The 15,828-nt window shown below is 45.1% G+C and carries 1 protein-coding gene; it reads right to left on the reverse strand.

Annotated features, from left to right (window positions below; genetic code table 11):
- Positions 1-33: 33 nt before the first annotated feature.
- On the reverse strand, positions 34-15,798 hold the full coding sequence (gene bacA / locus CP943_RS13185) for a bacitracin non-ribosomal peptide synthetase BacA (RefSeq protein ID WP_105981066.1): 15,765 nt from the start codon (positions 15,796-15,798) through the stop codon (positions 34-36).
- Positions 15,799-15,828 lie beyond the last annotated feature (30 nt).

The following is a 15,828-nucleotide window of genomic DNA, read 5'->3' on the forward strand; positions in this document are numbered from 1 at the left end:
ATTTCAAATGATAGATTGTACAGTGCAATTCCATCACACTTCCTCTTCCGCGTACTCCTCACTAACGGCCGATTCGGCTTCAGCGGTTAATACAAAACGCGCTAATGATTTTGCAGTCGGATGTTTAAAGAACGTGCTGATCCTCATATTAAGGCCAAACGTTTTGTTAATGGAATGAACAGCTTGCATCGCTTTCAGCGAATTCCCCCCCTTGTCGAAGAAATGGCAGGAAATACCCATCCGCTCTGTTCCGAGTACGTCCTCCAAGATGGAAATGATGCGCTGTTCGACATAGTTTCTTGGCGCTTCGTACTCCGCTTCAGTTCCTGCGCTTCTGTCCGGCTCAGGCAGGGCTTTTCTGTCCACTTTCCCGTTTTTGGTGAGCGGCAGCTTGTCCATGTTCACGAAATAGGCGGGAATCATATAATCCGGAAGCTTTTCACCTAAAAACCCTTTCAGCTCATCAAGGGAAATCTCACGCTTTGCCGTGATATAGGCGCAAATGTACGGGCGGTTCTCTCCGTCTTCTCTGACGGTAACGATCGTCTCGTTGATGTCTTCATGCATCTCCAACCGGCTTTCGATTTCGCCGAGTTCGATCCTGAAGCCGCGGATTTTCACCTGATGGTCGATTCGGCCGATGAATTCGATATTGCCATCAGGCAGCCATTTCGCTAAATCGCCCGTCTTGTACAGCCTTTCTCCCGGAATGAACGGATGCGGGATGAATTTTTCCGCCGTCAGTTCCTCGCGGTTTAAATATCCTTTGCTTAAGCCGTCGCCTGCGATGCACAGCTCTCCGGGAACCCCGATCGGCACGAGCTTGCCGGCTTCATCCATGATCAAAACCGACGTATTCGCCAGCGGGCTGCCGATCGGGATTGTTTCCGCTTCATCGTTTATCTCGTTGATAAAATAATATGTCGCATACACCGTGCTTTCCGTCGGGCCGTAAACATGAATCAATTTATCCCGGCCGACATGATCCAGCACTTTTCTCACATGCGGAATCGACGCTCTTTCCCCGCCAAAAAGGATTTTCCGCAGCTTGGCAAGACAGCCGATATTGATGTCGGCGAGCGTATTGAACAGCGCTGTCGTAATGAACATCACGCTGACTCGTTCTTTCTCAATCACTTCGGCCAGCTCATGTGTATTCAAGACTGTCTCTTTTTCGATCAGGACGAGTGACGCTCCGTTTAAGAGAGCGCCGAAGATGTCGAACACCGATCCGTCAAACGAATAGTTGGACAGCTGGAGAATGGCGTCATCTTCTGTGATGTCGATATAATTGGTATTTTGAACGACTCTCGCCGCACTGTAATGCGGGATAACCACTCCTTTTGGTGTTCCGGTTGAGCCGGACGTGTAGACGATGTACGCTGTATCGCTTGAGCAATTCACACGCGGAAGATTCTCTCCGCTTAGTAAGTGCAACTCGTCCGAACGCAAATCAACGGTTTTTATATCAAAAGGTTGAAGAAGCGAATCTGTTGTTACTAACAATGCCGCACCGCTATTTTTCAACATATAATCGATTCTGTCTCTAGGCGTTTCAGGGTCGATCGGCAAATACGCACCTCCCGCTTTTAAAATGCCAATGATGCCGATGATCATTTCAAAGGAGCGGTCCGCGATGATCGCGGCAATCGAGCCTCTCCCGATCCCTTTTTCCCTGAGGAGTCTCGCGGTTTGGTTTGCTTTTTCATTCAGCTCTCTGTAGGTCATGCGCTGAGCACCGAACACAAGAGCCGTCTGGTCAGGCGTCTTCATGGCCTGTTCCTCAAAAAGCTCATGAAGCGGCTTGTCTTTCGGGTAATTTGTTTTTGTATCGTTGAATGTGTGTAAAATCCTCTGTTTTTCTTCTTTTGACACAAGGTTGATGTCTCGTAATGTTTGTGTCTCATCTTCCGCCACTTGTTCTGCGACGGTGATGATATGCTTTTCTAGTGTTTCGATAATGGTGTTGTCATACACATTTTCATTAAATGTCAATTTGAGTTTCAGCTGCTCATTTTCTAAAACGCCGGTCAGATTAAAATCATAGTTGGTCCGTTCTTTTCCATGAACACCTTCCAGTTCAAAACCGCTTTCCCCGGATTGGCTTCTGAACAGCTCCTCATCAAACGCATAATTTTGAAAGGCCATGACATGGGTGATCAGCTCTCTTTTCATTTCACTCAGTTCCTGAATTTCCGATAAATTCATATAGCTGTATCGATTGCTTTCGATAGACTCGGCTTGTGTTTTCTTTAACACCTCTTTAAAGCTTCTTGCGCCTTCAAAGCTGATCCGGGTCGGTATTGTATGAATAAACAAGCCGACCATCTCTTCGATGCCGTCAACAGGAGCCTCCCGTCCCGAGACGACGGTTCCGAATACGACTTCATCGGTATTGTTGTATTTGGCGAGAATCATGCCCCAAATTCCTTGAAGAACCGTATTGATGGTGACATGATGCGTCTTGGCGATCCGGGTGATTTTCGTTGTCAGTTCTTTTGAAAACGATATGACTTTTTCTTTGCCGCCATATTCTTCTGACGTTGCGCCGCGATTGAACGCCGGAAGTTCAGACCGCGACTCATACCCTTTTAGATAATCCTTCCAGTATGCCGCCGCTTCTTCTTTATCTTGTTCTTCCAGCCATTTGATATAGTCTCCATACGGCTTCGGCTCTTTTAATCGGCGGGATTCACCTTTCATTATTTTTCCATATAGACTGAACAGCTCGCTCAAAACAATACCCAGACACCAGCCGTCCAGGAGGATGTGGTGATGACTCCAAATCAGCCGATACGATTCGTCATTCATTCTGATCAAACAAACCCTCATGAGGGCTTCACTGCTCAGATCAAAGCCTTTTTCCTGATCTTCTTTTAAATATGTTTCTATGAACCTATGCTGGCGAGTCCGATTTTCGCCTGTCAGATCTATTGATGCGAAAGGCGTTTTCCGTTCTCTAGCTATAATCTGTCTCGGTTCGGATGTGATTTCATATTCAAAAGACGCCCTTAAGATTTCATGCCTCTTCACGATCTCGTGAAAGCTTTCTTCTAAAATGTCCGGATGGACACGTCCTTTTAATTCGATGACAATTTGCTGGAGGTATGCCCCTGATGTCTGATCCATAGCGTTATGAAATAGCATTCCTTTTTGCATGTTGGCCAGCGGATAGATCTTTTCGATTTGAAAAGCGCTGTACTTATCTTTAATACGCTCCAGCTCTTCAAGACCAAGTGAGACATCGCCATAATCGGAAGGCGTCATGTCCGATCCTTCTTTATCAACGCAATGATCGACGATCTTTTCCAGGTTTTCTTTGAATGATTGATTGAGTTGTTCGATTGCGCTTGTTTGGTATTGGTCCTGGTTGAACGTCGTATAGATTGTCAATTCGCCGTTTAAAGAGATCGCATTCATTTCGACGGCGCAGTGCCTAGCGATTTTTCCGCCGATGCTTTCGCCCGGTGAAAATGGCGACTGGGAAAATACTTTTCTATTCATATCATTGTTCATTTCTCCAAAATAGTTAAAAGAAAGCGGAGCCTGAGTTTGTATTTTCTGAAGCTCTTCTGTCATGTATTTTAAAACGCCGTAGCCGATTCCTTTATTCGGTATTTTTCTCAACGTTTCTTTGACCATTTTGATATTTTGCGATGTTTCTTTTTCTTCTCCCAAATCGATAAAGACCGGATAAACCGTCGTAAACCAGCCGATCGTTCTCGTGATGTCAACACCGTCTAAGATGTCCTCCCTGCCGTGCCCTTCCATCATGACCTTCAATTTGTTTTCTCCGGTGATATCCCTGACTGCGGCGATTAATGCCGTCAGCAAAATATCGTTGATTTCCGTGTTGTAGGCTTTGTTTGCGTTTCGCAAAAGTTTTGCTGTCACGTCTGGGCTGATTCTGATGCACAAGGTCGCGCTGTGTTCAAACGTGTCTCGTTCAAGCTTTTCAGCAGGAATAAATGGAGCATCCGCTTCCAGGGCCTTTTGCCAATACTCCCTTTCCTTTAACAGCCTGCGGCTTTGGGCATACTTCTTCAATTGACGGGCGAACTCTTGGTATGAATCCGTTTTGTATCCGATGTCGAGAGGTTTGCCTTTCAATGCCTGAAGGTACAATGTTTCAAAATCCTCGAACAAAATTCTCCACGATACGCCGTCAACGACAAGATGATGGATCGCAATGAGCAGGTGATCGCCCTCATCAGCCCGGAAGATGCCAAGATGAACGAGTTTTCCTTTTCTAATCGATGATTTTTTTTGAATGCCTGTCGCCAGCTCAAACACCTTTTCCGCTTGATTGTCAAGGCCTCTTACATCATAAACATCCAGGTCGAACAAGTTTTCACGATAGCCTCTGTTGTATTGAATGATGTCTCCGTCTTTTTCTTCATAGATCATTCTTAACGCGTCATGCTGCTCCAGTATTTTATTGAAGGCTGTTCTGACGAAGTTTTCGTCATAGCCGTCTTTTCTAAAGAGCATAAATGACTGGTTGAAGTGGTCAAGCTCCTCTTTGTTGTTCGCAAAATATCTCTTTTGGATAGGAAGCAGTTCCGTCTCACCTGTAACGGGTTTGTTATGTTTGCGATGTCTCGTTTCTTCTGTGATCAATCGGCTGAGATCCTTTATTTTCGGATTGGCGAACAGCGCCTTCATCTCAAGTTTCAGGTTCATCTTTGCCAGCCTGGAAACGATCTGGAGCGCCTTGATCGAGTCTCCCCCTGCCGCAAAGAAATGGTGGCTGATCCCGATGTCCTCGGCACCGAGAATCTCTCTCCAGACTTGCACGAGTTTTCGTTCGATTTCATTTCGGGGCGGATCGTACCGAGTTCCTTCTATTAAATTTCCGTCCGCCTCAGGCAGTGCGCTTCTGTCCACTTTACCGCTTGGGGTGCGCGGGAGCCTGTCAAGCTTAACAAAATAGGACGGAATCATATAATCAGGCATTTCCCTTTCAAGAAATTGTCGTACATCAGCTGCAGGCAATTCCTGATCAGACGCGAAATAGGCGCATAAATAGCTGTTGCCGTTTTGATCCTTTCCTGAGATCACCGCCGCTTCTTTAATCTTCTCATGTGACAAGAGCTGCTGTTCCACTTCGCCAAGCTCTATTCGATAGCCGCGGATTTTCACTTGATGATCGGCGCGTCCCAAAAACTCAATCTGTCCATCAGGAAGCCACATCGCCAAATCTCCGGTTTTGTACATTTTTTTGCCCGGCTCAAATGGATGGTCGACAAACTTTTCCGCCGTAAGCTCAGGTCTGTTTACATACCCTCTGGCAACCCCTTCGCCTGCTATGCATAGTTCTCCGGCAATCCCAACCGGCAGAGGGTGGAGGTCTTTGTCCACAATATAGATGCTTGTATTGAGAAGCGGTCTGCCGATCGGAATGGACGGTGTTTGCGGCACTTTTCCCGATTCGATTTGATGTGAAGCAGCATCAACACAGCACTCTGTCGGGCCGTATACATTCGTGATATTGCATGACAGATTCGGGAATTTATGAAATAGGCCGCCTATGACATCAGGTGTTAAAGCATCTCCGCCGACAATCAATTCCTTCAGATCGAATTCGAGTTCCGTTTTGTCTACATACGCCAGCATGTTTAAATGAGCAGGCGTCATGTCCGATACATTGATGTTGTTTTTCGAATAATACTCAATTAAACTCATCGCATCCCAAGCTGTCTCGCGCGGGACGATGCAAAGGGTATGCCCGAAGAGAAGCGCTGCGAATATTTGTTTGACAGAGGCATCAAATATATAAGGCGCAACCAGTGCTACATTTAAATGAGCATCGAGATGATGGTAAATTCTTTCATTTAATCCATGAACAAGATTGTTCACACTATGATGCTCGATCATGACGCCTTTCGGTTTTCCAGTGGATCCCGATGTATAGATGACATATGCCAAATGCTCCGGCTTGATGTCATGCTTAAGGTTTTCCACGTGGTCATTTTGTCCGGTTTGATCAATCCGGATGATGTCTCCGGCATAAGCTTCACCCAGATCCACATCGCCTGCCGCGCATAATACGCTGACATCGCTGTCTTTTAACATGTAGCTTATTCTTTCCTGCGGATACGCCGGATCGATTGGCAGATAGGCTCCGCCAGCTTTCAAAATACCCATAATACCGACGATCATTTCGATTGACCGTTCTGTGAGAATCCCTGCTATCACATCAGGGCCTACTCCTTTTTGACGCAAGGTGAAAGCCAGGCTGTTCGCCCTTTCATTCAGCTCCCTGTAAGAAATCGTTTCATCCCCGAAGGCAACCGCCGGATGATCAGGCGTTTTTTCCGCCTGCTTTTCAAACAGCTCCGGTATCGTCATCTCTTTGCAGAACACACCGTCTGTTCGGTTAAAATCATACAGAACCCGATGTCTTTCACCCTTTGTCAGGACATCTATCTGATTGATGGCAATGTCCGGATGATCCGCCGCTTGTTCCAACAAGCTGATCAGGTGTTCAGATAGTCTTTCCATTCTTTCCTTGTTGAATAGCGTCGTTGAATACTCAACTTCCAATCTTAATCCGTCTGCCGCTTCACTCGCAGTCACTGTGATGTCAAACTTGGAAATGCCGCGCTTGATCTCCACCAGTCTGCTTCTCAGCCCCTCTGCTTCAAACGGCTTTACGTCTGTGTTATGGTACACGAGCATCGTATCAAAGAGCGGGTTTCGGGCCATGTCCCGTTTGATGTTTACTTTTTCTACAAGCTCTTCAAACGGATAATCCTGGTTTTCATAAGCCTGAAGCGTGTTTTCTTTTACCTCTTGCAAATAATGTCTGAAAGTCTTTTTCCCTTCCGGATGGTTTCTGATCGCCAAGGTATTGACAAACATGCCGATGAGATGTTGAATATCCTCATGATTTCTCCCTGCAGCCGGAGTCCCGACGATGATATCTTCCTGACCTGTATATTTGGAAAGCAGCGCTGTATAACCGGCCAACAGAAGCATGTACATCGTAACGCCGTTTTCTTTCGCCATATGCTGAAGCTTGCGGAATGTTTCACTTTCGATTGCTGCAGTGACGGTGTCACCTTCAGAGCTTTTCGTCAGCGGCCTTTTATGATCTGTCGGGAGATCAAGGACCGGGATATCGCCTTTATACGTCTTCAGCCAGTATTCTTCCTGTCTTTTCAGCTCCTCGCTACGGGCATGGCTATTTTCCCATTCTGCGTAATCTTTATATTGAATATCGAACGGTTCCAGTGATTTCCCTTCATACAGTGCTCCCAGCTCTTGAATGAAGATGTCGGTGGACACGCCATCGGAAATGATATGGTGCATATCGAACATCAGCAAGTGCTCACGTTCATTCACTTTGACGACCTCCGCCCTTAAAAGCGGTGCTTTTTCCAATTGAAACGGCCTGATAAAGCTTTTGATTTTTTCTTCGGCACTTTCTTTGCCGATGTCACTGTATGCGACTTGAAAATCGATCTCGTTTTCAATCTGCTGCATCACTTCACCGTCGATCATGACAAATGAAGTTCGAAATGATTCATGTCTTTTAATCATATTTTTGAATGTATTCTCAAATCGGCGGATATCAAAATCGCCTTCGAGCGTCATGGCAAAAGGCATGTTATATGCAACATGACTGCCTGCTTGAGAAAGGATATAGAGCCTTTTTTGCGCTGAAGACAATCGGTAATATGGTTTTTCTTCCGTTTTTCCTAACGATGTAAAAGTACTTTCCTTCGCCGCACCGATATATTCCCTCAGCCCTTTAATCGTCGGGGTATCGAATATTTGTCTTAAAGGCAGCTTGACATTCAGTTCTTTATGAATAGTTGATACCAAAGCGGCGGCTTTAAGCGAATGCCCGCCGGCTTCAAAGAAGCTGCTGTTGATTCCGATTTTATTGATTCCTAAAGCCTCTTCCCATATGGAAACAAGTTTTTCTTCCATCTGATCCCGCGGCGCTTCATAGCAGCGATCCATTGTGATGCTCCGTTCCGGAACCGGAAGGCTTTTCTTGTCCACTTTTCCATTCACGGTAAGCGGCAGCCCGTCAAGCTGGACAAAGTGCTGAGGAATCATATAATCCGGAAGGCTTTTCTTTAAAAACGCTCTGATCTTTTCCGGTTCTACTTCCTTTTTAGCCGTTACATATGCGCAAAGATACGGGTCATGATCTCCGTCTTCTCTTGCGATGACCGCCGCTTCTTCAATCTTTTCATATTTAAGCAGCTGGTTCTCGATCTCGCCGGGTTCGATCCGATAGCCGCGAATCTTAACCTGCTGGTCAACCCGTCCCAAAAACTGAATGTTTCCATCCGGCAGCATTTTGGCAAGATCACCTGTGCGGTACATTCTTTCCCCGGGTGCAAACGGATTTTCGATGAATTTTTCCCGAGTCAATTCCGGTCTGTTTACATACCCGCGGGCCAGCCCTTCCCCGGCGATGCAGAGCTCACCGCTGGCTCCGAGCGGACAAAGCTGAAGGTCTTTGTTCAATATATACACTTTGACGTTATCGATCGGTTTTCCGATCGGAATATTTTGATACGATTTGTCGATTGGAAAACTTGTAGCAACGACTGTATTCTCCGTCGGTCCGTAATTGTTTACGATTTGATAGCTTTTTTCTTTAAAGACGTTTAATTTATCTCCGCCCGTTAACAACGTTCTTAACGAATGATTGTCAAGCGCTGTAAATTGTTCGCAGACTGGTGTCGGCAAAAAGCTGATCGTAATATGATGGTCATGAAAATACCGGTTCAGCTTTTCAACATCCAGTCTTGTCTCCTGATTGAGGACATGAACGGTGGCTCCCGCTGTTATATAAGGGAACAGCTCCCAGACAAAAGCGTCGAAGCTGATGCTCGCATAAATCGAGCTGTTGTCGTTTTGTCCGACTTCAAAACAGGATTGATGCCAGCGGCACAAGTTGATCAATGATTGATGCTCGATCATCACGCCTTTTGGCTTTCCTGTTGAACCCGACGTATAGATGACATATGCAAGGTCGCCGCTTTGATTGACATTGTCAATGTTTGACCGATCCTGCCCGGCAATCCTCTCATCATCCATATGAATCAACTCGATCGATTCCGCTGTAAGCTCCTCGGCCAGCGGAACGTCAGAGATGATGACTTTGACTTCACTGTCAAAAGCCATGTATCTCATCCGCTCCAGAGGATACTCAGGATCAATCGGCAAATAGGCGCCGCCTGCTTTCAGCACACCGAGAACCGCTGCAATCATATCGGACGACCGCTCCATCACGATCCCGACGAGCGTATCCGGCTTGACACCTTTTTCTCGCAACAGCCTTGCCACTTGATTTGCTTTTTCATTCAACTGTCGGTACGTCAGTTTTTGATCTTCAAAAACAACCGCAGTGTGATCTGGTATTCGATTCACCTGCTCCTCAAACAGCTGGTGGATTGTTTTTCCTTTTGGATATGCCGTCTTTGTATGGTTGAAGAACTCTAAAAGTGTCCGTTTTTCTTGACGGGATATCATATCGATTTGATGTAAAGTAACATCAAGGTTTTCTGAAACTTCCTCTAAAATCCTGAAATAATCTTCCGCTATCTTTTGAATCGTCTCTTCCTTGAAAAGGTTTGTCGAATATTCAATGTTCAATACGATCTTTTGTTCAAAATCCAACACATTAAAGATCATGTCAAATTTTGCATTGTCCAGTTCAAAGATGATCGGACTCAGCTTGACATCGCCTTTCTGTTTGGTAAACATCCTGGCATCTTCCAGAACAAACATCGTGTCGAACAAAGGATTGCGGTTAGACTCCCGTACACCATTGAGTTTGCGGATCAAATCATCAAACGGATACTCGGAATTGTCAAAGGCCGCTATCGTACGCTCTTTCGTCTGCTGCAAAAATTCTTTAAAGCTGTTGGAAGTATCAATCTCGTTTCGCAAAGCAAGTGTATTTACAAAAACGCCGAATACATCTTGTAGATCAGGATGCAGCCTTCCGGCAGCAGCGGTTCCGACAACGATATCTGTTTGATTTGTATATTTATTTAAAAGCACATAATATGCGCTCAGCATCACCGTATAAAGAGTTGTTCCGGTGTGTTTCGCCAGCTTCCTTATATGATCTGACAGCTCCCGCTCCATTTCCAAAAACACGCTGCTTCCTTCAAACGTGTCGATATGATGACGTTTATAGTCATAAGGAAAGTCCAGCTTTGACGGTATATCGCGATAAACGTCAAGCCAATAAGCTTCCTGCTTTTTCATCGCGGCTGATTGATTAAATGTATGATTCCATTCCACATAATCTTTATATTGCACATTTACTTCCGGCAATGGCACATTGCTGTAAAGTTCCAATATTTCATTCATTAGGATCCCTTGAGAAACCCCGTCACTGATGATGTGGTGAAAATTTATGACCAGTATATGCCTAATATCGTCGATTTTGATCAGCTTGGCCCTCATAAGAGGCGGCCGGCTCAAATCAAAAGGCTTAATGGATTCTTTACAGTACCTGCTTGTGATCTCCATTAAAGCATGCTGATCTGTAATTGAAGCGTCTAAGCACTCGTATTCGAGGCGGAATTCGACATTCTCATAAATTTTTTGGATGAGTTCATTGTTTTGGATTTCAAACCCGGTTCGCAAAACTTCATGTCTTTGCAAAAATGTCTTCAATGCGTTTTCAAGCTGTATGGCGTTTATCCGGCCTTCGACAAGAAGGGCCATCGGAATATGGTAAGCTCCCCTTTCATTTTCCAGCATCGACAGCATATACATTCTTTGTTGGGCAGGGGATGTCGGATAATACTCTTTTTCGTGAGCTGTTTGAATCGGATGTTCCATATCGCTTTCTTCTCTGTTTTTCAAATAGTGGTCCAAAGCGATGATTGAATCATTTTTAAAGATTTCGCTGATCGGCATCTCAACATTCATTCGTTTGTTGATTTCCGTGATGATGGATATCGCTTTGAGTGAGTCTCCGCCGATTTCATAATAGCTGACATGAAGATTGATGCTGTCTAGGCCAAATATATCTTTCCAAATCTCCAGAAGCATGGCTTGTGTTTCATTCTCCGGCAGCATCGATCCGCCTCGTTGACCTTCATCTGCGGTATGCTGTTCAGCCAAGTCATGGAGCGTGCGCTTATCGACTTTTCCGTTTACAGTTAACGGGATTTTGTCAATTTCCACGAATTTCGCAGGAATCATATAGTCAGGCAGCGTTTTTTGCAAAAATTCCTTTACATCTAATTGGCTGATCGCGTTCTCTGCTACAACAAAAGCGTATAAGTTTTTGATTCCATCCGGACTTGTGTAATCAATAACCGATGCCTTCGTAATCTCCTGATGGCTTACGAGAGTATTTTCAATTTCCCCCATTTCCACTCTGTAGCCTCTGATCTTCACCTGGCTGTCTTTTCTTCCGAGAAACTCTACATAACCGTCCTCTTTCAAGACGCCATAGTCACCCGTTTTATAGATGTAACCTAATTCCTGATGATGGATAAATGAATGATCCGTTTTTTCTTGATCATGAATATACCCGCTTGCTACCCCTGCTCCGCCTATGTACAGCTCTCCTTCGACACCGACGGGACATAATTGTTTATTCTGGTTCAATACGTATATTTTTTGATTGGCCAGCGGTTTTCCATAAGGAATGCTTTTCCAGTCTTCCTCTACTTTTTGAATCGGATAGTAGATCGACCAGATCGATCCCTCTGTTGCGCCTCCCAAACTAATCACTTCTGCGTTTTTAAACGTCTTCTTTATGGTTGCAGGCAACTGAAGCGGTATCCAGTCTCCGCTTAGCAGGATGAGTCTGAGATGATGATTGAGCTCGTTGGCCGGGTATACATCGGCCGTCATTCCCATAATCGCCGGAACAGAATTCCAAATTGTAATCCGTTCTTTTTCGACTGTCTCTTTCAGACTGAATACATCCCTTTGGTCATCAATGATGACAAGTGACGCCCCGCTGCTTAAAGCGCCAAACACGTCATATACAGATAAATCAAAGCACAATGAGGAAATGCCCATTATGTTATCTTGTTCTGTGACGTTGAATTTTTCATTGATATCGAGAATGGTATTCGCTGCGGCACCATGCGTAATCTGAACGCCTTTTGGCTTGCCTGTGCTTCCTGACGTAAAGATGACATATGCCATGTCATCCAAATCGACTTTTCGGTCAACCGGCGCTTTTGAGAAGCGCTCGATATGTTCTTTGTCATACACGTCATGGCTGATGAAGAATTTGCAGTTGCTTTTTGATTGGATATACGCCTTTCTTTCTTCTGGATAATCCGGATCGAGAGGGATATAAGCTGCTCCAGTCTTCAATACAGCCAATAAATTGACAATCGTCCCCAGGCTTCTTTTGCCGATGACACCGATATAGTCGCCCCTTTCAACCCCTTTTCCAATGAGAAATCTTGCGACCTGGTTGGATTTTTCGTCAAGCTCCTGATAGGTCATCACCTCATCATGATGCTTGAGTGCCACTCTGTCAGGTCCATGTTTAACCTGGCCGGTAAACAATTCGTGCAAGGGCTCGGTATCGAAAGATTGATCTGTGTCATTATAGGCGCTGATCATCTGGCGGCTTTTTTCATTTATTTGGATGGTTGAAACGTCCTCGCCGGATACGGCTTTCTGGATGACTGCGATATACTGGTCAAACATCGATTCAATTACTTCATGTTCAAAAATTTGCTCCACATAGTCCCATGTAATATAAAGGCCGCCGTTTATTTCATATACTTGGTTGTCAATGTATACTTGCGACGTTCTTGTGCTAAAGAAATGAATGTTGTCAAAATCGACAAGACTGTCAAATGAGTCGTCGGGATTTTCACTCAGCACGCTTGTGAATACGATCGGCATGACCGCTTTTTTATTCATGCCATTCTTTTTGGCGATGTTTCTGATCACATCAACTCCGTCATAATGTCTGTGTTCCAGTGCTTCTAAAAGCGTGTCCTGAACATTTAAAGCAAATCTCCAGAAAGAGCTCGTGTTTTCTTCGGCATGGATGTCCAGCAGCATTAAAGAGGTAAAATCTCCGATCATGTTTTTGACATCCGGATGAAACGGGATTCTGTTAAATACGGTTAAATTGATAGCAAAGTGGTTTTGCCGGCTCCAATAAGCTAAAATATAGGCATATGCAGCACAAAGGACTGAGGTCGGCGTGAGATGATAATTCCGGGCTTTCTTTTTTAATTCATTCCATGTATGTCTATCCAAAAACGTTGAAAACTTCTTGAACGAAGGTTTCGCTACATGGGCTGGATCTGATTTAAGAGGCAGCTCAGGCGCACTTGGAAAATGATCCAGTTTATCCAGCCAATATTTTTGGTCTTTTTGATATCTGCTTGTTTGCTTAAAATCGATCGAGGCCAAAACATAATCTCTGAAGCTGTATGCTAGTGAAGGCAGTTTGAGGCCGGGGTTTTCATATAGTTGTTTAAACTCCCTGATTAATCGTTTCATACTGCTGTCATCGCAAATGAGCGGGTCCACATTGAGGAAAAAATATTTTTTCTCTCCCGGCAGCATAAACGTTTTGAGTTCAAACAAAGGCCATACACTTGGATCAATGATCTTTGATGTCATCTTCTCCCGCTGTTCTAAAATTCTGGCGTTGATTTCTTCTTCTGTGAAACCTCTTAAATCCTGAGTTTCGATTGTATAACGTTGTGTTGCTTCGAGAATTTTTTGCGTTCCGTTTTCAAATACGATCGTGCGGAGAATCGGATGCCTGTCAATCAATTTTTGCAGTGTCAGCTGAAATCGATTCAAATCGACATCAGCTTCAAATTCGACAGTTAAATTCGTAGCGACTCCGCCGATTTCGAACGACTCATCTCTTCCAACTAAATAAGCCAGCTGAATGCCTGTAAGCGGGAATGTTTCATGGATATTTTCCGGATCGGCAGCCCTTGTCACGAAGCCGTCTCCCTTGTCTTCTTGTTGATTAGCTTCGATAAAAGCGCTCAATTCCTTTATGGTCGCAAGCTTAAATAGCTGATGCAGCGGAATTTCAACATTCATTTTTTCCTTTATTTTGGCGATGAGCTCCATCGCATGCAATGAATGTCCGCCCATTTGTGCAAAATGATCATGAATGCCCGCTTTTTCAACGTGCAAAACATCCTGCCAAACAGCTGCCAGCTTTTCTTCCGTTTCATTTCGCGGCGCTTCATATTCGTTTTCCGCCCCCGCCGTTCTGTCCGGCTCAGGCAGGGCTTTTCTGTCCACTTTTCCGTTTTTGGTGAGGGGCAGCTTGTCCAATTTGACAAAATATGCGGGGATCATGTAGTCTGGAAGCTTTTCACCTAAAAATCCTTTCAGCTCATCAAGGGAAATCTCATGATTTGCCGTGATATAGGCGCAAATGTACGGGCGGCTTTCTTCGTCTTCCCGGACGATGACGATCGTCTCATTGATGTCTTCATGCATCTCCAGCCGGCTTTCGATTTCGCCGAGTTCGATCCTGAAACCGCGGATTTTCACCTGGTGGTCGATTCGGCCGATGAATTCGATGTTGCCGTCAGGCAGCCATTTCGCTAAATCACCTGTTTTGTACAGCCTTTCTCCCGGAATGAACGGATGCGGGATGAATTTTTCCGCCGTCAGTTCCTCGCGGTTTAAATATCCTTTGCTTAAACCATCGCCTGCGATGCACAGCTCTCCGGGAACCCCGATCGGCACGAGCTTGCCGGCTTCATCCATGATCAAGACTGACGTATTCGCCAGCGGGCTGCCGATCGGGATTGTATCGGCTTTTTCATCTATTTCATTGATGAAATAATATGTCGCATATACCGTGCTTTCCGTCGGGCCGTAAACATGAATCAATTTATCCCGGCCGACATGATTCAGCACTTTTCTCACATGCGGAATCGACGCTCTCTCCCCGCCGAAGAGGATTTTTCGTAAATTCGACAGACAGTCGACATGAATATCTGCAATCATGTTGAACAGTGCCGTCGTAATGAACATCACGCTGACCTTCTCCTCATTGATAGCGCTTCCAAGTCTATTGATGTTCAATAACGCTTCCTTCTCAATCATGACCAGCGACGCTCCGTTTAATAAAGCGCCGAAGATGTCGAACACTGATCCGTCAAACGAATAATTGGACAGCTGGAGGATCACGTCGTCTTCTGTGATATCGATATAATTGGTATTTTGAACGACCCTTATGACACTGTAGTGCGGGGTGACGACGCCTTTTGGCGTTCCCGTGGAACCTGATGTGTAGATAATATAGGCAGTATCGCCGGAATCATTGACAGAACTGAGCGGTTCTTTACTGAATCCGTCTGAAGCCTCTTTGTCCAGCTGAACGATGTCAGCCTCACAATCGATTCCGTCTGCCGCTTTTCCTTGCGTTAGCAGCACCGCGGCTTTCGTGTCGCTGAGCATGAAGGCCATTCTGTCTTTCGGCGTTTCAGGGTCGATCGGCAGATACGCACCTCCCGCTTTTAAAATGCCAATGATGCCGATGATCATTTCAAAGGAGCGCTCCGCGATAATCGCGGCAATCGAGCCTCTGCCGATCCCTTTTTCCCTGAGAAGTCTCGCGGTTTGGTTTGCTTTTTCATTCAGCTCTCTGTAGGTCATGCGCTGAGCACCGAACACAAGAGCCGTATGGTCAGGCGTCTTCATGGCCTGTTCCTCAAAAAGCTCATGAAGCGTCTTGTTTTTTGGATAATCGGTCTTTGTGTTGTTAAAATGTAGGATCAGTTCTTTTTCATTCTCTGTCATTTTGTGAAATACCCCATTTTCTAATGAATGTTTAGCAACCATATAAAAATTCTCCTTTTTGATAAAATATTC

This window comes from Bacillus paralicheniformis (assembly GCF_002993925.1).
Lineage (GTDB): Bacteria > Bacillota > Bacilli > Bacillales > Bacillaceae > Bacillus > Bacillus paralicheniformis.